At 54.2% G+C, this 23001-nt stretch carries 24 protein-coding genes and 1 pseudogene; 7 read left to right on the top strand and 18 right to left on the bottom strand.

The features are described 5' to 3' along the window. Nucleotides 1-55 precede the first annotated feature (55 nt). Together ACIGCM_RS04370 and ACIGCM_RS04365 are read right to left on the bottom strand one after the other, a co-directional pair. A complete protein-coding gene (locus ACIGCM_RS04370; RefSeq protein ID WP_397500787.1) occupies nt 56-1765 on the bottom strand; it encodes an amidase in 1710 nt (569 codons plus the stop codon). Between the two features lie 146 nt (nt 1766-1911). Further along, on the bottom strand, nt 1912-2472 hold the full coding sequence (locus ACIGCM_RS04365; RefSeq protein WP_397501110.1) for a nucleotidyltransferase family protein: 561 nt from the start codon (nt 2470-2472) through the stop codon (nt 1912-1914). A 167-nt stretch (nt 2473-2639) separates the two neighbouring features. Here ACIGCM_RS04365 and ACIGCM_RS04360 point away from each other — a divergent pair, with 167 nt between their 5' ends. The 3 genes from ACIGCM_RS04360 to ACIGCM_RS04350 all read left to right on the top strand — a co-directional run bounded on the left by ACIGCM_RS04360 (nt 2640) and on the right by ACIGCM_RS04350 (nt 4356). Then, complete coding sequence (locus tag ACIGCM_RS04360; RefSeq protein ID WP_397500786.1) at nt 2640-2879, top strand: hypothetical protein; 240 nt, start codon at nt 2640-2642, stop codon at nt 2877-2879. 245 nt (nt 2880-3124) lie between these two features. Next, nucleotides 3125-3754 (top strand): MarC family protein, encoded by a 630-nt coding sequence (locus ACIGCM_RS04355; RefSeq protein WP_397500785.1) that lies wholly within the window; start codon nt 3125-3127, stop codon nt 3752-3754. Between the two features lie 143 nt (nt 3755-3897). Continuing rightward, nucleotides 3898-4356 carry a GNAT family N-acetyltransferase gene (locus ACIGCM_RS04350; RefSeq protein ID WP_397500784.1) on the top strand — a complete coding sequence of 153 codons (459 nt, stop codon included), beginning with the start codon at nt 3898-3900 and terminating at the stop codon, nt 4354-4356. Between the two features lie 17 nt (nt 4357-4373). Here ACIGCM_RS04350 and rlmF read toward each other — a convergent pair whose 3' ends face one another. The 8 genes from rlmF to ACIGCM_RS04310 form a co-directional block, all read right to left on the bottom strand. After that, nucleotides 4374-5390, bottom strand: coding sequence for a 23S rRNA (adenine(1618)-N(6))-methyltransferase RlmF (rlmF, locus tag ACIGCM_RS04345; RefSeq protein ID WP_397500783.1), 1017 nt, complete (start codon nt 5388-5390; stop codon nt 4374-4376). A gap of 72 nt (nt 5391-5462) precedes the next feature. Further along, entirely contained in the window at nt 5463-6023 is a 561-nt protein-coding gene (locus ACIGCM_RS04340; RefSeq protein WP_397500782.1) for a VTT domain-containing protein, read from the bottom strand. A gap of 19 nt (nt 6024-6042) precedes the next feature. Next, nucleotides 6043-6345, bottom strand: a complete 303-nt coding sequence (locus tag ACIGCM_RS04335; RefSeq protein ID WP_397500781.1) for a helix-turn-helix domain-containing protein — start codon at nt 6343-6345, stop codon at nt 6043-6045. Nucleotides 6346-6355: 10 nt separating this feature from the next. Continuing rightward, nucleotides 6356-7732 carry a sodium:proton antiporter NhaD gene (gene nhaD, locus ACIGCM_RS04330; protein WP_397500780.1) on the bottom strand — a complete coding sequence of 459 codons (1377 nt, stop codon included), beginning with the start codon at nt 7730-7732 and terminating at the stop codon, nt 6356-6358. A gap of 397 nt (nt 7733-8129) precedes the next feature. Continuing rightward, nucleotides 8130-10982: a valine--tRNA ligase gene (locus ACIGCM_RS04325; protein ID WP_397500779.1), complete on the bottom strand. Its 2853-nt coding sequence runs from the start codon at nt 10980-10982 to the stop codon at nt 8130-8132. A gap of 160 nt (nt 10983-11142) precedes the next feature. Next, the gene (locus ACIGCM_RS04320) at nt 11143-11568 is read right to left on the bottom strand and encodes a DNA polymerase III subunit chi (RefSeq protein WP_397500778.1); all 426 of its coding nucleotides are present in this window, start codon (nt 11566-11568) and stop codon (nt 11143-11145) included. A gap of 8 nt (nt 11569-11576) precedes the next feature. Further along, a complete protein-coding gene (locus ACIGCM_RS04315) occupies nt 11577-11996 on the bottom strand; it encodes a DNA polymerase III subunit chi (protein ID WP_397500777.1) in 420 nt (139 codons plus the stop codon). Nucleotides 11997-12077: 81 nt separating this feature from the next. Further along, the gene (locus ACIGCM_RS04310; protein WP_397500776.1) at nt 12078-13568 is read right to left on the bottom strand and encodes a leucyl aminopeptidase; all 1491 of its coding nucleotides are present in this window, start codon (nt 13566-13568) and stop codon (nt 12078-12080) included. A gap of 144 nt (nt 13569-13712) precedes the next feature. Here ACIGCM_RS04310 and lptF point away from each other — a divergent pair, with 144 nt between their 5' ends. Together lptF and lptG are read left to right on the top strand one after the other, a co-directional pair. Beyond that, complete coding sequence (lptF, locus tag ACIGCM_RS04305) at nt 13713-14834, top strand: LPS export ABC transporter permease LptF (RefSeq protein WP_397500775.1); 1122 nt, start codon at nt 13713-13715, stop codon at nt 14832-14834. Further along, nucleotides 14827-15888 carry an LPS export ABC transporter permease LptG gene (lptG, locus tag ACIGCM_RS04300; RefSeq protein ID WP_397500774.1) on the top strand — a complete coding sequence of 354 codons (1062 nt, stop codon included), beginning with the start codon at nt 14827-14829 and terminating at the stop codon, nt 15886-15888. The genes lptF and lptG overlap by 8 nt, the downstream gene beginning before the upstream one ends. A gap of 85 nt (nt 15889-15973) precedes the next feature. Here the strand turns inward: lptG and ACIGCM_RS04295 are convergent, their stop codons facing one another. The 6 genes from ACIGCM_RS04295 to ACIGCM_RS04270 form a co-directional block, all read right to left on the bottom strand. Next, a complete protein-coding gene (locus ACIGCM_RS04295; RefSeq protein ID WP_397500773.1) occupies nt 15974-16468 on the bottom strand; it encodes an RDD family protein in 495 nt (164 codons plus the stop codon). Nucleotides 16469-16547: 79 nt separating this feature from the next. Beyond that, complete coding sequence (locus tag ACIGCM_RS04290; protein WP_010486675.1) at nt 16548-16760, bottom strand: cold-shock protein; 213 nt, start codon at nt 16758-16760, stop codon at nt 16548-16550. A 347-nt stretch (nt 16761-17107) separates the two neighbouring features. Continuing rightward, entirely contained in the window at nt 17108-17554 is a 447-nt protein-coding gene (locus tag ACIGCM_RS04285) for a DUF2489 domain-containing protein (protein ID WP_397500772.1), read from the bottom strand. A gap of 7 nt (nt 17555-17561) precedes the next feature. Next, nucleotides 17562-17753 carry an SEC-C metal-binding domain-containing protein gene (locus ACIGCM_RS04280; protein WP_397500771.1) on the bottom strand — a complete coding sequence of 64 codons (192 nt, stop codon included), beginning with the start codon at nt 17751-17753 and terminating at the stop codon, nt 17562-17564. 6 nt (nt 17754-17759) lie between these two features. Beyond that, nucleotides 17760-18257 carry an LEA type 2 family protein gene (locus tag ACIGCM_RS04275; RefSeq protein ID WP_397500770.1) on the bottom strand — a complete coding sequence of 166 codons (498 nt, stop codon included), beginning with the start codon at nt 18255-18257 and terminating at the stop codon, nt 17760-17762. 164 nt (nt 18258-18421) lie between these two features. Further along, on the bottom strand, nt 18422-20227 hold the full coding sequence (locus ACIGCM_RS04270; protein ID WP_397500769.1) for a monovalent cation:proton antiporter-2 (CPA2) family protein: 1806 nt from the start codon (nt 20225-20227) through the stop codon (nt 18422-18424). A 321-nt stretch (nt 20228-20548) separates the two neighbouring features. Here ACIGCM_RS04270 and ACIGCM_RS04265 point away from each other — a divergent pair, with 321 nt between their 5' ends. Then, nucleotides 20549-21103: a hypothetical protein gene (locus ACIGCM_RS04265; RefSeq protein WP_397500768.1), complete on the top strand. Its 555-nt coding sequence runs from the start codon at nt 20549-20551 to the stop codon at nt 21101-21103. Between the two features lie 40 nt (nt 21104-21143). On the opposite strand, the gene ACIGCM_RS04260 is transcribed toward ACIGCM_RS04265, so the two are convergent. Together ACIGCM_RS04260 and ACIGCM_RS04255 are read right to left on the bottom strand one after the other, a co-directional pair. Next, complete coding sequence (locus tag ACIGCM_RS04260; RefSeq protein ID WP_397500767.1) at nt 21144-21626, bottom strand: YchJ family protein; 483 nt, start codon at nt 21624-21626, stop codon at nt 21144-21146. A gap of 8 nt (nt 21627-21634) precedes the next feature. After that, nucleotides 21635-22132, bottom strand: coding sequence for a DUF6231 family protein (locus tag ACIGCM_RS04255; RefSeq protein WP_397500766.1), 498 nt, complete (start codon nt 22130-22132; stop codon nt 21635-21637). 425 nt (nt 22133-22557) lie between these two features. On the opposite strand from ACIGCM_RS04255, the pseudogene ACIGCM_RS04250 reads away from it, so the two are divergent. Beyond that, nucleotides 22558-22917: pseudogene (locus tag ACIGCM_RS04250) on the top strand (OmpA family protein); the annotation flags it as partial. Nucleotides 22918-23001: the final 84 nt, after the last annotated feature.

The following is a 23001-nucleotide window of genomic DNA, read 5'->3' as shown; positions in this document are numbered from 1 at the left end:
ATGGAGTGCGGGTCATGTCATCAAGGGCCGGTGACGGCCCTTGGTTCGGTTTGATTTAGTCGCGCTTAAGCGCTGGGGTGCGTGGGGGGACCAGGCGCTTGGAACCTGTGGCTTCATAGGCCGAAGCCAAACTCAACAGTGCTGAGTCATCATACGCGCGGCCCGCGAATGTGAGCCCGGCAGGCATGCCAATGTCGGCCATAACCCCCATTGGCACCGTCACGGTCGGGACGCCCAAATGGCGAATGGCGAGGTTGCCGTTGGCGACCCAAACACCGTTGCTCCAGGCGATGTCTGCGGATTTGATATTGACGTCAGCGTCCGCCGGACCAACGTCAGCCACGGTCGGGAATATCACTGCATCCAGTCTGAGTGTATCCATCCATTGTTCGAGATCCACACGGCGAATCTGCTCAAGCGCGCGCAAGCCGTCAGGCAGCGTGGTGATTTGATCCCACGGGATGATACCGCGCTCGGCCATACGTACGTACTCGTCCATGCCTGCGGCTAAGTCGTCTTCACGATTGGGCAGTGTGCCGGGGTCGTGGGGGAATATCTGCGGGCCATCTACGTCGACTAAACGATTCAGTTTTGGGTCGCCGTTGGCCTGTAAGAAATCATCAAAGGCCCACGCCGACAGTTCCCACAACTCATGGTGCATATAGTTTTTAGGAATCAAGTCGCGGGTGAACACCGTTGGCGCGCCGGGACGGTCGCCTTCGCAATTTGAAATCATCGGGAAATCGACTTCGACGACTTCGGCACCGGCCGCTTCGAGGGTTTTTCGCGCCTGGTTCCAGAGGTCGATCATCGAGTCGCGGGTGATGATCTTCTGCCCGGTCGGGCCACCGATGCCGGGTTTCTCAGAGGTGCCAGCCTCCGGGTCGGCGTTGATATACATGCGCGGTACACCGAAGCGCTTGCCAGCTAAAGCGGCGGGTTTGGAAGCGAGACTGCCATAGGCAGCAGGGCGTACGGACGAGGCACTGGGAATCGGTACCCAAGGCTGCATCCGCCATAGATCGCCGCGTGTTTCCGGGTCATCGGCGACAACAACTTCGAGCACTTCAAGCAGGTCGGCCATGGTGCGGGCATAGGGCACGACTACATCCATGGTCGGCGTTAATGGCCAGTTACCGCGTACTGAAATCACACCACGCGATGGCGTGTAGGCGCACAAGCCGTTGTTCGACGCCGGACCGCGACCGCTCGACCAGGTTTCCTCAGCCAGACCAAAGGCCGCGAAGCTGGCTGCCGTTGCTGTGCCTGCACCATTGGATGAGCCTGAGGCAAAAGGCGCGGTGAGGTAGTCGCCGTTATAGGGGCTTTCTGCACGGCCATAAACGCCGCGCTGCATACCGCCATTGGCCATCGGCGGCATATTGGTTTTACCCAGGCAAATGGCCCCCGCTGCGCGAAGACGCTCGACGGTGAATGCATCGCGATAGGCAACCAAGTCCTTGAAGGCAGGGCTGCCAGATGCCGCGGTGAGGCCCTTGACCAAGTAGCTGTCTTTAGCGGTGTAAGGGATGCCATCGAGTGGGCCCAGCGTTTCGCCACGGGCACGACGCTCATCAGAGGCTTGCGCCTCTTTCAGCGCTTGCGGGTTACGTACTACCACCGCATTAAGTGCGGTGTCAGTGCCTGCGCCATCGTAGGCATCAATTCGGTCTAGGTAGGCTTGAACAAGCTCAACCGCAGTGGTTTGGCCGGATTCGAGCGCAGCTCGCAACTCGGCAATGGATACTTCGGTTACTTCAATCATGCTGGCACCACTGGTGTCGGGTGGGTTGTGCAGCAAGGGGCTGCGCCATCTGCGAGATATTCTACTGAGCAGCGGGACAATAGTTAATGGCGAATAAATTTTAGAGGCAGGGGCAACCGCTAGCATTGTATGAATGCGTAGGTTAGTCAGTATTCAATTATTTCGAGCCATGGCCAGCGAGTTTGATAACTTTCCGCTTTTCGCTCAAAAAGGCCTGGTTGAGGGGCTTTCGGATTTATACGCAGTAGGCCTTGGTCAATATCGTTCAAACCGTTTGGCGCATAGACTTCGCCGGTTTCCGCTCCAAGCCCAACGCATGTTCCGGCAATTAAATAACGATCAATACCCTCTTTCGCAGAAAGAAGTGGAGCATAAGCCCGGCTAAATTTTGCTTCGTACCAAAGGTGTACGCGAGCCTGATTCTTGATTTCAATATTCACGGGTAAATCATGGAAGATCGCTGCGGCTTCAAGAATTACTTCGTTTTCTGCTTCCCATGAAAGGTCCGAATCAAAGTAAAAAACATCGTAGTCTTTTACGCCCCATGTAGACGGTAGATTCGAGCGATTATTCCATACAGCTTGAAACAAACAGCCCGCGGTGAGCATGCATTGGTTTAGCCTGAGCGATGGCAGGCGTGAATAAATTTCCGCGTTTATCGGGTTGCTCATAGCTAGGTTAACCAAGTCTTCGACAGTCAATGTTATGTGCTTTCCTTGATTTGGCGAGAATTAGCCCAAGTGTTTCTCGTTGCGAGTTTGCATCTCTGTATTACTGAGGCATTTGCACCGTTTGTGCTAACACTGCATTCTACCGATTGGCGGACGGCCCATAGAAAAATCATTTGATCAATCGTCTTGGCTAGTGAGTTTATATGCTGCGTTTGGATTGGTTAGAGAATCAAATGCATCACAGCCACACCATGCCGCATTGGCTGTATCAGCAGTTCAGCTACGAGTACGCCGGGCAACGTGTTGCTCAGTGGCAGCAGGAGTTTGCTGCCGGGCAACTTGATGGCAGCTGGAATACCTTGGTGGTAACCGATGGTGGTCAATTGCTGGGTAGCGCTGTCCTTGCTCAAGATGACTTTCCTGCTCTGATTCAGCTGTGTTAGGACAGGTTTCTCGCTCTGGCTAAGAGCTCGGCTCGACAGCACGGTTACTCGAAAAACCTAACTTTCGGTTGGGGTGCTGGCATTTGCGACGAATGCATAAGAGGCGCGACTGTAATATGGGCGCTAGCCGTTCTCGCAGCGGTACAAGCGGGGAGTCTGATCTGTTTTTCGCTTTCAATCTCAGCAGTAATTGAACTTAGCCAGAGAGGCATGGCGACTTAGGGTCGCCTTTAAGGAGCAGCGCTATGGACATGGACATGGATATATACGGTCAGCTCATTACTATTTTTCTCGGTTTTTTTGCGATTACCAATCCGGTTCCCAATACGGCGGTTTTTGCTGGCTTGACGCGTAAAACAGATAAAGCTGAACGCTATCGGATCGCGATGAAATCAACGCTGATTGCGTTTGGTGTCGTGGTGTTTTTTTCATTGTTGGGTAAAGCGCTCTTTCACCTGCTGGGTATTACGTTGCCCGCCTTGCGTATTACAGGTGGAATCTTGGTTTTCATCGTGGGTTATCAAATGCTGCAGGGGCAAAACTCTCACTCTCATGCCGAGGATGATGGGGATACGGATATTGCAGTAAGCCCCATTGCCGTTCCTATTTTGGTAGGCCCGGGCACTATTGCAACTGCGATGAATTTTTCGGCTTCCCAAGGTTCGTTGGGGGCAGTCATGACTATTTCGATGTATGCATTGCTCGGGATGATCACGTTTTTTTGCTTTATTTTTAGTGCGCGTGTGGTGGAGATAATCGGCGGCAACGGTCTGAAAATCATTACTCAATTAATGGGGTTGATACTGGCCGTGATTGGCGTTCAGTTACTGATTGCTGGGATTTATGAGGTCGTCAGTATGAGCGGCAGTATGTAGTTTGCTAAAAAGGAATTTTTGCGGGTGGATAGGCTTTACTGCCGATCGGTGCAGTCAACCATCAAACTAAAGACGAGGCTAAGTAACTGTTTGGCGCTATACAATATATCGGGCGTTGCCCTCATCAACTAATAGAGCGCTTTATGCTGCGAATGGACTGGCTCGAGAATCAAATGCATCACAGCGACACCATGGCGCAGCGCTTGTATCAGCAGTTCAGCTATGAGTATGTCGGGCAAAGTCTTGCTCAATGGCAGCAGGAGTTTGCGGCTGGGCAACTTGATGGCAGTTGGAAGACCTTGGTGGTAACCGACGGTGATCAATTGTTGGGTAGCGCCGCCCTTGCTCAAGATGACTTGTCCAGTCGGCCCGAGCTGGGGCCTTGGCTAGCCTGTGTATTGGTCGCGCCCGAGGCAAGAGGGCGCGGACTTGCGGCGCAGCTGATTGAGGGTATTTGCAACCATGCCCGAGATAGCGGAATCAAAACCCTGTATTTGCATACGCATGACAAGGCTGACTATTACGCCAAGCGTGGCTGGCATCTACTGGAGCGTTTCGACGCCTGGGGCAAAGAACAATGCCTGATGTCGCTGGCGTTATAACGTCGTCCGCAGAGGCCTTACTGCCAGCGGCTCTTGACCCAGTGGTCTTGGGCTTCCTTGGTTAAAAAGCTCCAGGCAACGAAGCGGCTTTGTTTTTGCCCTTGAGCCATTTCCACGGTGCGCACTTGTTTCGCGCCAATTCTATTCAGGGCACTGTAAACCCCACCCAGATTCCCAGCCTTGGATATCAGCGTGCTAAACCACAGCACTTGTTGGCCGTGGTTGACGCTTTCGTTGATCAAGCGGGTGACAAATGCCGCCTCACCCCCTTTGCACCATAGTTCGGCGGCTTGGCCACCAAAATTGAGCACCGGTAATTTGCGCTTGGGGTCGACTTTGCCCAAATTGCGCCATTTGCGTTTGCTGCCACTTGTGGCCTCTTCTGCAGACGCATGGAACGGCGGATTGCACAGGGTGATATCGAAGCGATCATCGCTGGCAATCAGGCCGTCGAAGATATGGCTGCTGTCTGCTTGCTGGCGCAGTTCAATGGCTGTACCGAGGCCCGGATTGGCTTCAATGATTGCCCGCGCCGAATCGATCGCGCTGCTAGCGATGTCTGAACCAACAAATTGCCATTGGTATTCGCAATGGCCAAGCAGTGGATAAATACAGTTAGCGCCGACGCCGATATCCAGCGCTTTGATCTTTGAGCCGCGGGGTATTTGCCCTGCATTACTTTTTGCCAGCAAGTCAGCGAGGTAGTGCACGTAATCAGCACGCCCTGGAATCGGTGGGCACAGGTAATCGGCGGGAATATCCCAGTGCTTAATTCCGTAGAACTGCTTGAGCAGTGCGCGGTTAAACACTTTGACGGCTTCGGGGTTGGCGAAGTCGATGCTTTCTTTGCCGTATGGATTAATAACCACGAAGGCTGCTAGTTCAGGGCTGGCTAGAATCAGAGCTGGAAAGTCATAGCGACCTTGATGACGGTTACGCGGATGCACCTGGCCCTTGGCTTGATTAGCCTTTTCAGTCGCCGGCTGCTGGGCGGACGGTTTTTTAGCAGCGGGGCGGGTAGGTGGGCGTGACATGGGAATCCGTAAACAAGATGGTGAGCGAGGCATTATTCATACTGAACAGATAATGACCAGTGCTCAGCTGAATTAAGTGATGTGTAGCAGCGTGGCAAGGTAGTCGAAGAAGATGCAATAAAGCGCTATGGGCAGCGGTAAGCCGAGTAGTGTTCCTAGCACATAATGGCGCATGCGTACGCCCGACAAGGCCAGCGTGTAATTGAGCGCCGGAAGTGTTTGCATCAGCATGCGCAAGGCGATGATGCTCAGTAGCGGATGTTTATCCAGGCCTGTGAGCAAGCGTTTGGCTAAGCGGCTATCGATTTCGCGCAGGGCATTGCCGCCGATGTAACGAATACTCAGATAGGTAAAGATGCAGGAGAAACAGGCTGCGATATAAGTCGCCACGCCGCCCCAGAGGCGCCCCAGTGCTAAAACAGCGGCGGCAAGAAATATCCAGCCGGGGATTTGGATCAGGTTACCAAGGGCAAACAATAGGGTGAATAGCAGCACCCCAGCGAACTTGTGCATCGCGATGACAGATTGCACCGCTTCGAGACTGAACTGCTGGCGCACGCCCAAGGCTTGGAACAATGCAAACAGCGCGATTAACACCACAACAACCAAGAGTATGCGTTTGCGTCCGTTCATTAAACTTCCTGTTTGATGATTATGGATAATTGAGCGCTTGCTTGAGGACCTGGATGTTAGCGTCAATCCAGCCTTTGTCGATGGCGCCCCAGTCACGGATCACATAATGCCCGGCATTGTTGCGGCTGCCGGGCTCTTGCTCAAACTCACAGGTGATATCCAGTTCGGCCAGTGCGTTAAGCGTGTCTTGGGCTGTGCGCCGGGGCATCCCGGTTGTCGCCATCAGCGCCGGAATACTTGCCGCACTGCCGGTGTCGATCAGCCAGGCGACATACAAGCGCCGGTAAAAACTGCTTTTAGTTTTGCTGATCTCCTGAACCATGGCCTGTTCCTTAGCTAAGCGTTGCGATCGCGATATAGGTTGCGGCTCCGGCAATGTAGCCTAAAAATGCCAGCAGGCTGATGGTTTTCAGGTACCAGATAAAGTTGATTCGCTCCATGCCCATCGCGGCAACGCCTGCGGCCGAACCGATAATCAAGCAACTGCCGCCAGTGCCTGCACAGTAAGCGAGCAACTCCCAGAAGTCGCCATTGATGACAAAACTCTGCAGCCAGTTGACATCGCTGCCAGCACTGGCGATCGCCACTGGGCTCACCAGCGGGTACATTTTCATCGCACCGGCTACCAGCGGCACGTTATCGACCACCGATGACAGCAAGCCAATGGCGATATTAATCGCGTAAATGTTGCCCAGACTTTCTTTAAGGGCGCTGGCCACTTGAGTCAGGTGTCCGGCAGTCGCAAGGCTCGATACCGCCAGCAAGATGCCGAGAAAGAACAGTACGCTGGTGGTGTCGATACAGCGCAGTACGCCAATCACCGACAACGGGTGTTTTTCTTCCGAGTTTTTGCCGCGGTGAATGATCTCGGTGACCACCCACATCACACCCAGGCCGAACAAAATGCCCATATAAGGCGGCAAGTGGGTGACTGACTTGAAGACCGGCACGAACAGCAACGAGCCTAGGCCGACGCCGAGCACCAGATTGCGCTCGAAGGGGGTGGTGGGGTCGCGATGGCTTTCCAACGACTCGTATTCAGGCGGGCGCTCGACTTCCCCTTTCAAGCGGAAGCTCAGGTAAATCAGCGGCACCATCAAGCACACCAGGCTTGGGAGAAACAGATTAAGAATGATGCTGCTGGCGCTGATCTGGCCGCCAATCCAGAGCATGGTGGTGGTTACGTCGCCAATTGGAGACCAGGCACCGCCAGCGTTTGCAGCAATTACCACGATACCGGCAAAGAACCAGCGGTCTTTGGGGTCATCAATCAATTTGCGCAGTAGCGAAATCATAACGATGGTGGTTGTGAGGTTATCGAGCGCCGCAGAGAGGAAAAAGGTCAGCAGGCCAATGAGCCACAGCAGGTTGACGCGCTTATTGGTTTTGATGTGGTCGGTGACCGCTTTGAAGCCTTCGTGGGCGTCGATCAGCTCAACAATCACCATGGCGCCGAGCAAGAAGAACAATATCTCGGAGATCTCGCCAAGATGCTCGCGCAGTTGATGAACCACATACCCCGAGTTATCGCCGTGCGTCACATTGATGTTGGTAACGGCTGGCAGGATTGTGTCCGCGCCCATAACTAGCACGGTCCAACAGATGACTGCGGTCAATAGCGCCGATGCGGCTTTATCGATTTTCAGTGGATGCTCAAAGGCGATACACAGATAGCCAAGAATAAAAACACACGCAATCAACACATACATGATCAGAATTCCAGAGTTCGGTCCGGTACAGGGCATCTTCTGCTGCCGGCTCATTAATGTGCAGGCGCTGGAGAGGTGAGGCCTTTGCTGTGACACGTCAGCGCAAGCAATTTAGCTTGTTGCGTGGGGCAATTGCCTGGTCTTCATGCGGAAAATAGGTACAGAACCTGGGCTTTTTACCAGCGTATAAACGCCGAGAGCTCTTGATGCGGGGGAGAAGATGCCTGATTTACTGCGGGTATGGGAAGGGTTTTATCAGCAAAAGTTGCTTGGGGCAGGTGAGGCTGGCTTGGATCCTGAGTTTGAATGCAGCGTATTGGCCAGATTGAGTCGCGCTTAAAAAACCACAAGGCCCGCGCCTTGACGGTCGCGGGCCTTGTTGGATGTTGCTTCTGGGTCAGAGCGAGGCGATACGCGCGCGCTGTTCAGCCAGCTTGCCGAGTGCCTGTTCGGCCTCTGCCAATTTGGCGCGTTCTTTCTCGATCACCTCAGGTGGTGCCTTGTCGACAAAACCTGCGTTAGCGAGTTTGCCGCCCACGCGTTTGACTTCACCTTCAAGGCGCTGGATTTCCTTGTCCAGGCGACCCAGCTCAGCTGCTTTGTCGATCAAACCAGCCATTGGCACCAACACTTCCATGTCGCCGACCAGTGCGGTGGCTGACAATGGCGGCTCTTCACCGGCCGCAAGAATGCTGACCGATTCCAGCTTGGCCAGTTTGTTGAGCAATGGCGCGTTGTCTTGCAGGCGACGCTGGTCTTCGCTGCTGGCGTTCTTGAGGATGATGTCGATGCGCTTAGCCATGGAGATGTTCATCTCGCCACGGATCTGACGCAGGCCGAGCATCAGGGCTTTAACCCACTCGATATCGCCCTCAGCGGCCGCATCGATACGCTCCTCATTGGCCACAGGCCAGGCTTGCAGCATGATGGTGTCACCAGCCACGCCCGCTTGAGTTTTGATCCGCTGCCAGATTTCCTCGGTGATAAACGGCATGAACGGGTGCGCCAGGCGCAACGCCACTTCAAGAACGCGGATCAGGGTGCGACGTGTGCCACGCTGACGCTCGATCGGCGCGTTTTCGTCCCAGAGTACTGGCTTAACCAGTTCCAGATACCACGCGCAGTATTCGTCCCAGATGAACTCGTACAGGGCCGATGCTGCAAGGTCGAAGCGGAAAGCATCGAGGTGGCGGGTTACATCAGCCTCTGTGCGTTGCAGCTGCGAGATGATCCAGCGGTCAACCGAGGACAACTCAACCGCCTCACCGTTGATGCCGGTGTCTTGGCCATCGGTGTTTTCGATAACGAAGTTGGCGGCGTTCCAGATCTTGTTGCAGAAGTTGCGGTAACCCTCAACCCGGCCCATGTCGAACTTGATATCGCGGCCAGTGGAAGCCAGCGACAAGTTGGTGAAGCGCAGGGCGTCGGTGCCGTAAGCCGCGATACCTTCTGGGAACTCAGAGCGGGTCTGCTTGGCGATTTTCTCGGCAAGTTTGGGCTGCATCATGCCGCTGGTACGTTTGGTCAGCAGGCTTTCCAGGTCGATGCCATCAACGATGTCCAGCGGGTCAAGCACGTTGCCCTTGGACTTGGACATCTTCTGGCCCTGACCATCGCGAACCAGACCATGCACATAAACGGTCTTGAACGGGACTTGTGGGGTGCCGTCTTCATCTTTCACCAAGTGCATGGTGAGCATGATCATCCGGGCAACCCAGAAGAAAATGATATCGAAGCCAGTGACCAGCACATCGGTCGGGTGGAAGGTCTTGAGGAATTCAGTCTGCTGCGGCCAGCCGAGGGTCGAGAATGTCCACAAGCCCGAGCTGAACCAGGTGTCGAGCACGTCTTCGTCTTGGCGCAGGGCCACGTCCGCGCCCAGATTGTTTTCGCTGCGCACTTCGGCTTCGTTGCGGCCGACGTAGACATTGCCCGCATCGTCATACCACGCCGGGATGCGGTGGCCCCACCATAGCTGACGGCTGATGCACCAGTCTTGGATGTCACGCATCCAACTGAAGTACATATTTTCGTATTGCTTAGGCACAAATTGAATGCGGCCGTCTTCAACGGCGGCAATTGCAGGCTCGGCCAAGGATTTGGTCGATACGTACCACTGATCGGTCAGCCAGGGCTCGATGACGGTGCCGGAACGGTCGCCTTTTGGCACTTTCAGGGCGTGGTCATCGACGCTGACCAGCAAACCGGCCGCATCGAAGTCGGCAACGATTTGCTTACGCGCCTCGAAGCGATCAAGACCGGCATATTGCGCAGGCAGGCTGGTATCGATATCCGAATTGACGCTGCCATCGACATTGAAGGCTTGCGCGCTAGGCAGTACAGCAGCGTTCTTGTCGAAGATGTTGAGCAGCGTCAGGTTGTGGCGCTTGCCGACTTCGTAGTCGTTAAAGTCGTGCGCCGGGGTGATTTTCACACAGCCCGTGCCGAATTCTGGATCGCAGTAATCGTCAGCAATGATCGGAATACGACGGCCGACCAGCGGCAGCTCAACAAAGCTGCCGATCAGCGACTTGTAGCGCTCATCTTCTGGGTGCACAGCCACGGCCGCATCGCCGAGCATGGTTTCTGGGCGTGTGGTGGCGACGATCAGAAAGGCATTGCCTTCAGCGGTGGTTTTACCATCGGCCAGGGGGTAACGCAGGTTCCACAGGTGACCTTTCTCATCGTGGTTTTCCACTTCGAGGTCGGAAATAGCGGTGTGGAATTTGGTGTCCCAGTTGACCAAACGCTTGCCGCGATAGATCAAACCATCAGCGTGCAGGCGCACAAAGGCTTCCTTCACCGCATCAGACAGGCCATCGTCCATGGTGAAGCGCTCGCGCGACCAGTCAACCGAGGAGCCGAGACGGCGGATCTGACGGGTAATGGTGCCGCCGGATTGTTCTTTCCATTCCCAGACTTTGTCGAGGAATTTGTCGCGGCCCAAATCGTGACGGCTAACGCCTTCGGCGGCCAGTTGGCGCTCAACCACCATTTGCGTGGCAATGCCCGCGTGGTCGGTGCCCGGTTGCCACAGGGTATTGCGGCCTTGCATGCGGCGGAAACGAATCAGCGCATCCATGATTGAGTTGTTGAAACCATGGCCCATGTGCAGGCTGCCGGTGACATTCGGCGGCGGAATCATGATGGTGTACGGCTGACCCGAACCTTGTGGGGCGAAGTAGTTGTTCGCTTCCCAGTTCTGGTACAGGCTGGTTTCAATGGCGTGCGGCTGGTAGGTCTTGTCCATGCGCGGCGGGACCCTTTTGACGGCTGATCGGAAAAGCCGACAAGTATAGCGGGGAAGGGGCGTGTGGCGTAAGTGCAAGCTGATGCTTGCAGATACGCGGTGTGAACCGATGGCCTAAAACCGGCTCGATTTGCCAGTTTTAGGTTGTTTGAGATGGGCGTTAGGGGCGGCGTGGTGGTAATAGACGGCTTAGGCGCGCTTCAAGGCGTGATTTCAGCTCTGCCTCAATCTGCGGGACGAAGTCATCAATCACATCTTGCAGAATTAACTGCGCCGCATTGCGCAGCTCGGTATCGAGGCGATTGATTTCACTGTCGCGGCCAATTGACTGGCGCACGGTCTCACGCAGGGCATGATCGGCGCTGCGGGTGCTGTCGTCGGGCAGGGTTGGCGCAATAGCAGGTGCCGGGGCTGGCTCAGCGGCTGGCTGGGGCGCCTGTTCGACAATATCCGAAAGCAGCGGGATCGAGTCCGGGTCTATTGAGTCAAGATCGTATGCACTCGTTTCGTCGCCCAGCAGCTCGCGAATCGACTCTAAGTCGTCGAGCAGGTGTGCCGATTTTTGATGTGGTTTAGGCGTATCCATTCATCTAACTACAGTTCAACTCGTTTTGGATCATAGCCACGCTGGCGGTAGCTACGGAAATTTTCCCGGCAAACGGTCAGTAAGTCAGGTTGTTGATTGACGATTTCGATCACCCGGCTGAAACGCTCAACATGGGGTGAAATCGCAATGTTCAGGTTGATCAGAACACCTTGCTTGGCGCTTGGTTCCTCATCGATTCCAATGACTACAGGCGCATGGGGGGCTTCACTGTGTTGGTTGTGCGGGATGAAGCAGTCCTTTTTGAACAGCCACATCTGCTCATCCAGTTCTGTGCATTGGGCTGCATCGGCCCCGCGCACAAACACCGGTAGACCATGGCGCCAGGCTTTCATCGCTAACTGACACGCAGCGCGAACGCGGTCTGCGGGGCGGTCGGTTGCCAGGACGTAAAATTCGATTCGGCTCATGGGTCCATCAGTGCAGGTTTTATCAAACGGTGATTTAAAGCGTGGGCCGCGTAGCCGCGACCCATTGCTTATGTGCGTAGCTTACGCCTTAGCACGGTCCAATAGGTACTGAGTCAGCAGGGGTACTGGACGACCGGATGCGCCTTTGTCCTTGCCGCCGCTCACCCAGGCAGTGCCTGCGACGTCCAAGTGAGCCCAGTTGTACTTCTTGGTGAAGCGCGACAGGAAGCAGGCTGCAGTGATGGTGCCGGCTTTGGGGCCGCCAATATTGGCGATGTCGGCGAATGGGCTGTCCAGCTGCTCTTGGTATTCATCAAACAGCGGCAATTGCCACGCACGGTCATCGGCTTGCTGGCCAGCCGTCAGAATTTGCTGCACCAGTTCATCATTGTTGCCGAGCAGGCCAGAGGTGTGTGAACCCAGGGCCACAATGCAGGCACCGGTTAAGGTTGCGATGTCGATTACTGCTTGTGGCTTGAAGCGCTCAGCGTAGGTCAGGGTGTCGCACAGCACCAGACGGCCTTCGGCGTCGGTGTTGAGGATCTCAACCGTTTGCCCACTCATGGTGGTCACGATATCACCTGGACGCGCTGCACTGCCGCTGGGCATGTTTTCGGCGCAGGCCAGCAAGCACACCAGGTTGATTGGCAGTTGCAGCTCAAGCACCGCTTTGAGGGTGCCGAATACGCTGGCCGCGCCGCCCATGTCATATTTCATCTCATCCATGCCGGCCGCTGGCTTGATGCTGATGCCGCCGGTATCAAAGGTAATGCCTTTGCCGACCAGTACAAATGGTTTGTCGGTTTTTTTGCCGCCCTGGTAGTTCATTACGATCATGCGTGGCGGCTGTTCGCTGCCTTGACCCACAGCCAGGAATGCACCGGCACCGAGCGTCTTGAGTTTTTTCTCGTCGAGGATTTCGACTTTTAGGCCTTTATAAGCCTTGCCCAAGTCCTTGGCTTGTTCGGCCAGGTAGGTCGGATGGCAAATGTTTGGCGGCATGTTGCCAAGGTCTTTGGTGAATGCCATGCCTGTGGTGATGGCTTTGGCGTGCAGGCAAGCGCGTTCAGTTTCGGCAAGGTCGGCCTTGTCTGTCAGCAGTGTAATTTTTTTCAGCGTGCTGGCCGTGGCTTTCTGGCTCTTGAACTGATCGAAGCAGTATTGGCCATCAGCTAAGGTTTCAACCATCAAACGCGCTTTGGCGTAGGCAGCGCGACCCTTGACCTTGAGTTCGCTGAGGGCTAATACCGCATCGCTGCCACCCAAATTTTTCAAAACAGCGTGAACTGAGGCGATCAATTTGCGCAATTGACGGTCAGAGAGTTCGGCTTCTTTGCCGCAACCGACCAACAAAACGCGGTCTGCTTTAATATTAGCGACGTTGTGTGCCAACAGTGTTTGGCCGACTTTACCGGCAAGGTCGCCGCTCTTGAGCAAGGCGCTGATAGCCCCTGAGCTAGCGGTATCAATGGATTTGGCGATTTCGCCGAGCTTGCGGCCTTCGCCGACAGCGATAACCAATGTGGCAGTTTTCAGTGTTTCCGGACGAGCGCTTTTGACAATAAATTCCATGGAATGGTGTCCTCAAGACAACGGGTCGGTATTGCTGGATAATGGCGACAATTAATTTAGTGGTTCGCCTGTTGGGCGAATTGGCAAACAGTGTGGCTAGTTTGAGCTTAGCCACCTGAGCCTGACAACCCTGGAGTGTCTGGTTTGATCGTCTTCCGTTATTTATCCCGCGAAGTGTTGACTACGATGAGTGCTGTAAGTGCAGTGCTTTTGGTGATCATCATGAGCGGGCGCTTTATCAAATATTTGGCTCAGGCTGCCCAAGGCGCGCTGGATCCGAGTGTTTTATTTTTGATCATGGGCTTTCGTTTGCCCGGCTTTCTTCAGCTGATTCTGCCGTTGGGGCTGTTCTTGGGTTTTCTCCTGGCCTATGGGCGCATGTACCTCGACAGCGAGATGACAGTGCTTTCTGCCACGGGCATGAGCCAACAGCGGCTGATGATGTATTCCTTGGCTCCAGCCACGCTGGTCGCGCTGTTGGTGGCTTGGCTGAGCTTCGGCTTGGCGCCACAAGGCGTGGCGCAGGTTGCGCAGATTCTTAATCAACAAGACGCATTGACCGAGTTTGATACCTTGGTGCCCGGGCGCTTTCAGTCGATGGGCGAAGGCACGCGAGTGACCTACACCGAAAAGCTGACCAATGATCGCAGCGAGCTTGGCGGGATCTTTATTTCCGAGAAGCGTCTCTCAAGTGAGGGCGATAAAGAGCGCGGCATTACCGTGCTGGTTGCCGACACCGGGCGTCAGGAAATTCAGGAAGATGGCAGTCGCTATCTGATTCTGGAGAATGGCTATCGCTATGACGGTAATCCGGGGCAGGCCGATTACCGTGCGATTAAGTACGACGAGTACGGCGTACTGCTGCCCAAGCCTGAAGTCAGTGCCGATGTCAGCGAGCGTGAAGCGTTGCCAACGAGCGAGTTGATTGGCAGCGATAACCCGCGCTACAAGTCAGAGCTGCAGTGGCGTATATCGCTGCCAATCCTGGTGTTTGTGGTGACCCTGATGGCTGTACCGCTGTCACGAGTCAATCCACGCCAGGGCCGCTTCCTCAAATTGCTCCCGGCCATCTTGCTGTACATGGGCTATCTGTCGATCCTGATTGCCGCACGGGGTGCGCTGGACAAGGAGCGGATACCTTTCGGGCTTGGCTTGTGGTGGGTGCATGTGGTGTTTATTGCGATAGGCTTGCTAATGCTTTATTGGGAACCGATACGCCTGAAGTGGGCATCTCGTCGCAGTGTGCAGGAGATTGCCCATGGTTAAGCTCGATCGCTACATCGGCAAGCAGGTTTTTTTCGGCATCCTCAGTGTGTTGGGGATTATTGTCGCCTTGGCGTTGTTGTTTGCCTTTATCGATGAACTGGGCGATGTCGATGATAAATATGGCCTGCTTGATGCCGCTTGGTATGTCTTCCTGACCGCCCCTCGGCGCACCTATGAAATGCTGCCGATGGCTGCACTGATTGGTTGCTTGATTGGTTTGGGGACTTTGGCCAGCAACAGCGAACTGACCATCATGCGCGCAGCCGGGGTGTCCATACGGCGTATTGTCTGGGCAGTGATGAAGCCAATGCTGGTGCTGATGTTCGCGGGCATCCTTATTGGTGAATACCTGGCTCCCTGGACTGAGAACCTGGCCCAAGCCGACCGCGCCATGGCGCAAGGGGCAGGGGACGCGCAGAGCTCCAAGCGCGGCCTCTGGCACCGTCAGGGCGAAGAGTTTGTGCATATCAACGCCGTGCAGCCTAATGGTGTGCTCTTTGGCGTCACCCGTTATCAGTTCGATAAAGAGCGCCATCTGCTGTCTTCGAGCTTTTCCCGTAAGGCGCAGTTCCAGGACGACCACTGGCAGCTTGAAGGGGTGACCACGACCCATTTCAAAGAACGTAGCACCGAGGTGGTGACTGCGCCGAGCGAGCGCTGGGATGTTGAGCTTAACCCGCAGTTGTTGAGCACTGTTGTACTTGAACCTGGCGCGCTGTCTATTTCTGGGTTGTGGCGCTATGCCGACTACCTGGCTGATCAGGGGTTGAACAACAGCCAATACTGGTTGGCATTCTGGACCAAGGTTTTGCAACCCATAGTCACCGCGGCGCTGGTGTTGATGGCCATCTCGTTCATCTTTGGCCCGCTGCGTTCGGTAACGCTCGGGCAGCGGGTGTTTACCGGGGTGCTGGTGGGGTTTGTGTTCCAGATCGCTCAAGACCTGCTCGGGCCGTCGAGTTTGGTATTCGGCTTCTCGCCGTTGCTGGCAGTGCTGGTGCCTGCGGGTATTTGTGCAATTGCCGGCGGCTGGTTGTTACGCCGAGCGGGTTAGCCGCCGAATTGCTCGCGGAGGGTGGACAAGACGAAGCTTGTCCACCGAGGCTCATCACACTCCGCGAGGTGAAGCGTCTTCCACGCTACTTTTTGTGGATATTTTTCGGCAGCTGAATGGTTTGGCTTTCTGAGTAAATCTCGTGCCAGGTGCGGTGTTTTTTATCAATTAGCACCCAGAAGAAACCAAGCCCCAAGCATAGCCACGACGCAATCGAGACCATAAAACGCAGCAGCGCTTGCCATAGGCTAATGGCTGAGCCATCGGCATTCTGCGCACGAACGCCCCAAACTTGCATGCCCAAAGTCTGGCCGTTATAGGTCCAAAACTTACTAAAGAAGCCAAACAGGCACATGAACAAGATGGTCGAGAGTATTGGGTCGCCATCCAAGGCGCCGGAGTCTGACATCTGCTTTAGTTGGTCGGCCCCGTAAAAACCCATCAGAATCAGTTTGTAGATGAATGTCACTACAATCAGCAGCGCTGTACAGAGTAGAAAATCATAGAACATTGCGGCAAAGCGGCGTGGCAGCCCTGCTGATGGAAAATCGCCCTGAGGGCTGAGTTGACGTTTTTGCATGGTTTTCCGCACGTGTGTCGCATCCTAAGCATAAAAAAACCCCTGATGTTGCCATCAGGGGTTCTTCAACGCAGCAAGATTATTCCTGGACTTGAACCTGGTCAGCTTGCATGCCTTTTTGACCTTGTACAGCTACGAAGCTGACTTTCTGGCCTTCTTTCAGGCTCTTGAAGCCGTTACCTTCGATAGCGCGGAAATGTACGAACAGATCCGGACCGCTTTCTGGAGTGATAAAACCAAAACCTTTCTCGTCGTTAAACCACTTGACGGTACCGTTCTGACGATTCGACATGTCTTATTCCTTGAAACTTAAAGTTGATGACAGCCTCCTCATAATAGAAGGACTGAGACTGGTTGCAAGGAGAAATAGCGGTCGGGAGGGATGTAGCGGATCTTAAAGGATCTACTGCATCAGGCCACGATCAACTGCGACCCATGCAAACACAGTTAAATAACTCTACGCTAACTACATGACAAATGCCAACCCCTTGCGCCACCTAAGGATTGCGCGGGATTTGGCCCTGTCAATATGTTGATTTGCCGCGCCCTACAATAGCGCCACAGTAAAGTGTTTGCCCTGAGCTTCGCTCTGGCACTCAAATGCAGTATCGAGTGCCAGAACAGCCCGGGCTTACAGTGCTATTGCAGGCCTTCGGCTAGCAGCCAGCGTGCGGATTCGCGGGCTTGCGCCTTATGCTGCAACTCCAACTCGGTGAAGTTCTTTTCATGCTGACGGCGACTGGTTTTATCCAATGCCTTCCAATCGGCGTGCGTCGGTACGTGCGCGGTGGCTTCATAAAGTTGATGAAAGACTTGGCAGCGCGCATCTTGACTAAGACTAATGTCGAAGTTGTCGAGTAGCACTTTAATGCGAATGGCACCTTCAATTAGCGGTAATTGACCTTCAAGCAAGCTGCTGGCGAGGATCTTTAAATCTTCGCTCAGCCGCTGGCGTTGTTCGTTCACTGTTCTGCGTTGCTGACGTTGTATTGACCAGACTTTTCGCCACAGTGAAAGGGCGTAAAAGCCAAGTGCAATGACTAAGGCAGCAGCGATGCAGATCAGGACAACTGTCAAGGTGCTCATGGCTTAGTTATGCGCCGTGGCATTTCTTGAATTTTTTCTGGCTACCACAAGGGCAAGGATCATTGCGGCCGACATCTTTGAGTTGGTTACGAACCGGCTCTTGATGATTGCAATGTGGGCCATGGACGTGGCCATGATGGTGGTCATGATCGTGATCGTGGTCACAATCAGGACCATGGACGTGAGGTTGCTGGGTCATGCGAAACTACTCCGGGATGAAATCTCCGGGGATTATCTCGCCATTTCGCATCATGTGCACGCTGCGACCGAACAACATTCCGGTTTTTACTTCACCTTCGAGGCGATAACGGATGGTTTCATCGGGGTGTTCAAGCATTTTTACGATTTGCCGAACATGCCGCCAAAGGTTGGTGCGCACTGGAATCTCAAAATCGTGCTCACCATTGGCCGGTACGGTAAACCAGACATCTGACTCGCCTTCGGCAAGTTTCATGTCATTGAGGAACACCACGTAGTCAATGCCGCGAACTGGCAAGCTGACATCGTTGGGGTTTTTGATGTGAAAACGTAGCCGGAATTGCTGCTCAAGCAATTTTGCTTTGACCACTTCAACCTTGACCAAACGTACATCGGGGTCTTTAAAGTCGCCAGTCAGCCAAGTAGAACAACCGTTCAAAATGCTGATAAGGCCAAAAATTAAAAATAGGCTGAACGTTCTTATAATAGGTGCCTGATAAGCCATTTTGTACTCCGTAGGATGCCCAGTGTAACAAGCAACCGCTTGGGTGCAAGCTGCAAAAGGTTAAAAACCTGCGGCATTCTGAGTCAAAATTAAGACACAAATGTTACCGCGTGGCGTATTCAGGTGCTAAGTCCTGAGATCAGCTCAAGCCCAGCATGAGCTGTTTAACCATTTGATTTCTCATCATTATCGGCATTAAACAGGGTTTCTAGCTCTATTCTGGCTTCGCGGGCTGTTTGCATCACGGCTTCACGGTTGTCTTGCACACGGTATTGGGCCTCAAGTACCTGTTCGTCGTGGTGCTGGAAGTGACTGATCAGGCGATCTGCCAGTTTTTCTTCAATGCCCAGTCCGATTAGCGTCAAGCGGCTCATTTCCAGGCTGGAGTAAAAGGTTTCACGAACCGGTTTGGCGCCCGCATCAATCAATCGGTATACGTGGCTGCGGCTGCGCGCTCTGGCAATCACTTTGATCTTGGGGTAAAGCCGGTGCACTTGTTCCACTGCTTTATAGTTGCTGTCGGGATCGTCCATGGCCGCAATAAAGTATTCGGCGTGTTCGATTTGTGCCGCCCGTAAAATCTCGGGGCGCAGTGGATCTCCGTAGAAAATGGGCATGTGCCCACCTAGGCTTCGCGATAGCTCAATGGTTTCAACCGCGGTGTCCAGCGCAATGAAAGGAATGTGCTGGGCGCGGAGGATGCGGGCAACAATCTGGCCCATACGGCCGAAGCCGGCGATCACGACGCGTGGCGCATCGATGTCGATGTCCATGTTTTTGTATTCTTCCGGAACCACTTTTTCGACCGGCTTTTCACTGAGCATGCGCACGGCAAGCAAAATCATCAGGGGTGTCATCGCCATAGACAGGGTGATGGTTAAAATCAGCAAGTCGTAGAGTCCGGGCTCAAGCATTCCTTGCTGGCCGGCCATTTTGAATACGACAAAGGCAAATTCACCGCCAGCAGCCAACACAATTGCCAGGCGCAGAGCGCTTTGTTTATTGATACCTCCGATAAATTTGCCGACCAGCAGCAACACCGGCATTTTCAGAAGAATCAAGGTTAAGGTCAGGCCGATGACCTTCAGTGGCTGGGTGATCAGTAAGCTGATATCGGCGGACATGCCAACGCTGATAAAAAACAGCCCGAGCAACAAGCCTTTAAATGGCTCGATCTGTGATTCGAGTTCATGACGGTATTCTGAGTCTGCGAGCAGTAAGCCCGCCAGAAAAGCCCCCAGCGCCATTGACACACCTGCAAGTTCCATCAGCAACGCGGTGCCAAAAACCACCAGCAGCGCGGTGGCTGTTGATACTTCCTGCAAGCGTGCTTTGGCCACAACGCGAAAAATGGGCCGCAACAGGTAACGACCCCCAACAATCACCAAGCCGATGCTGCCGACGATTTTTAATAACTGGGTGAAATCATTGCCGCTGCTGGTATTAACCCCACTGAGAAGCGGGACCATGGCGATTAAGGGGATTGCCGCGATATCCTGAAACAGCAAAATTGCGAAGGCCAGACGCCCGTGTGGACTGGTCAGCTCTTTACGCTCGGCCAGTATTTGCAAGCCAAATGCCGTGGATGACAAGGCCAGGCCCAAGCCAAGAATTACGGAGGTTTTGAGGGGCTGGGCAAATACCAGCCAAGCCACTGTGCCGATGATCACGCCAGTCAGTATGACTTGGGCCAGCCCCGCACCAAACACGGCCTTACGCATGACCCAGAGCCGACGAGGTGAGAGTTCGAGACCAATAATAAACAACAACAAGACTACGCCGAGTTCAGAAATATGACTGACGCTTTCAGGCGTGGTGATCAGGTCTGAGACTTCCGGGCCAATCAATACCCCAGCGGCCAAATAACCCAGTACTGCCCCCAGTTGCAGGCGTTTAGCCAGCGGTACCACCAGAACGGCAGCCAGCAGGAACACAACGATTATCTGCAACACACTGCCTTGGTGAGGCATATTTCTATCCTTGCATCAGTTTCAAGGTTAATCGTGGCAATAATGACTGCGCCATGGAGCCCATATGAAGCTTGCCAGTCCCCCGGCGCATGGGCCAATTGCGCGATCCAGTGCACAGCTTCGATTGCCTGTTGGTAAAAATCGCATACGCCGCACCTTATCCACGGCCTAAGCAACTAGGATAAAACTAAGGACTGGTACAAGGGTAGCGTCGACTGCTGAAGCACTCAGAGCGTCAGGCGTGTGAAGAGGCTGCGCTAACTGTCGGATAACTGTATAAACGGCTTGTCGAGTTGAGCAAGCGTAGATTAGGAATGTGACATGAGTCGTTATGAAGTCGTTTTTTCGGGGCAACTGGTTCCTGGCGCTGATATGGCGTTGGTTCAGGCCAACCTCGGGCGCTTGTTTCAGGCTGATCCGCAGCGTATTGCGTTAATGTTTTCTGGACGCCGCTTGGTCATCAAAAATAATCTTGATGAGGCCAGTGCAGAAAAGTACCGGGCGACGATTGAGCGCGCCGGTGCAGTGGTTGAAATCGTCGGCATGCCTGAAGAAATCGAAGAAATTGAACTGGCACCGCCACCTGCTGCACCTGAGTACGCTGCAGTAACGCCAAGTGCGCCGGTTAAAGCTTCATCTTCAAACAGGGTGCTGCCGCGTGATGAATATATGGCGGCGTTCAGTGATGTTGAGGCACCTGACTTTGGAATAGCGCCCTTAGGTGATGATCTGCAGGATCAAAAGCCTGAGCCACAAGCGCCACAGGTTGATCTTTCGCAATTCACTTTGGCGCCAGCCGGAAGTGACATGGGGCAGGCTAAGGCCGAACCCGCCGCACCTGCGCCCGATGTGTCGCACATCAAGCTACAAGACTGATTGCGCGCGGCGAGCCGTGCTTAGGCTCGCCATCTGCCTGCTAGAAAAAGACCGAACAGCATTTCTTGAATTTTTGCCCGCTGCAGCAGGGGCACGGATCGTTGCGCCCAATCTTCATCAGTACGGTTGGGTCAATAAAGTACCAATGGCCGTTGCTTTGCACGAATGCCGAACGTTCACGGTGGCTATGTTCACCGTTTGCATCATGCCAGCGAGCAATAAAGGTCACAAAGGCATGCTCGGGTTTGCCGCCCAGCACTTCGGCACTTTCTACTTCCAGGCCCAGCCATGTGCTTTGCAGGCTCCAGGCACTTATCGCATCGCGATCCAGCAGTGGCTGCTGAACTGGAAGGGTTGTTTGCAACACGTAATCAACCAGCCCTAATGCATAGGCGCTGTAGCGCGAACGCATGAGTGTTTCGGCGCTCGGTGCCGGGGTACCGGCGTGATATCGGCCACAGCACTCTGTCAGTAGATTGGAGCTGCCGCACGGGCAGCTGGCGTCGATTAATACGGTGTTCATCGCGTCGGTCACCACCAGTACTTGCCGAAATTTTCCGGGTTGGCCCAAAATTTGGCGTTGAGCCAGTCAGGCACTTGCTTGTATTCAAGCAGGTCATAGGTGAATAGGCTCAGCGTTTGTTCACCCCGGACAAAGCGCTCACTGGCTTGCAAGGCCAGCGAAAACATATCGGTTTCCTGCCATTGGCTGGCTGATAAATCCACCAGCACGGCGATCCGGCTGGTATTGAGGTTACGAATCCCGCCGAGTAATTGCAGGCCAGCACTTTTTGGCATGCGCTCAAGGCAATCCACAACCAACGCTAGGTCATAACGCTGCGCGGCGAGGTCTTCAGGCAGGGCTCCCGCAGGTGCGTGGGCAATATGGCAATCTGGGTGCGCCTGTCTGAAAGCGGCTAAGGCCGGTAGCTCACTGGCCCCAACCAGCAGCAGTCGCTTAGGCGCATAACGGTCTAACAGCGCCGCTACTGCTTGCAGTGGCGTACGCGAAGAAATGCAGTCACTCATTAATTTTCCTCATGCAGGTGGACAAAGACTAACCTGCATGACAAAGATGGCCTATAACTGTTTGTTCTTCACATCCTTGTAAATCAACTCTGGCGGAATTTAGAAGTGCCGTCTTTAATCCATAAGTATCGGTTTGGAGCCGATTATTAACGGGAGACGTATATATGAGCATCACGAGCAAAGCGGTACCTTTAGTTTTGGCATCCACATTTCTGACTGGCTGTGCTGGCATTCAGAAAAGTGACTGGCCTACTTGTGCAGTAGTCGGCGGCATCGGCGGTGCTGGTCTTGGCGCAATTGAAAGCTCGGCTTGGGCTGGCGGTGGTGCGGCAATTGGTGCAGGTTTAGCGGCAGCATACTGCTGGGTTCATGGCGCATCGCCTGAGCCAGTAGTTGAAGAGGTTGTGGTAGTTGAAGAAGCTGAGCCTGTTGCTGAGGCCGTTCGTGTTGAGTTGGACGTTAAGTTCGACTTCGACAAGGACAACGTCAAAGAAAGCAGCTACGGCGACATCCAGAACCTGGCTGATTTCATGAAGCAGTTCCCGCAAACCACCACAGTGGTTGAAGGTCATACTGACTCCGTGGGTACAGATGCCTATAACCAGTCGCTGTCTGAGCGTCGCGCCAATTCGGTACGTAACGTTCTGGTTGATCAGTACGGCGTCGAAAGTGGTCGTGTCAACTCCGTTGGTTACGGTGAAAGCCGTCCAGTTGCTGACAACGCAACCGCTGAAGGTCGTGCGGTTAACCGTCGTGTAGAAGCAGAAGTAGAAGCTCAGCCTTAATCCGCTGTATTCAAGTTTCCCCCCGTCAGGCCTCAGGGCTTGCCGGGGGGCAGGCTTGACGCGATTCTCGCTTGGGTTACCGGT

This window comes from Pseudomonas sp. NPDC078700 (assembly GCF_044542375.1).
Classification (GTDB): Bacteria; Pseudomonadota; Gammaproteobacteria; order Pseudomonadales; family Pseudomonadaceae; genus Aquipseudomonas.
This window is presented reverse-complemented; position numbering and strand designations above follow the sequence as displayed.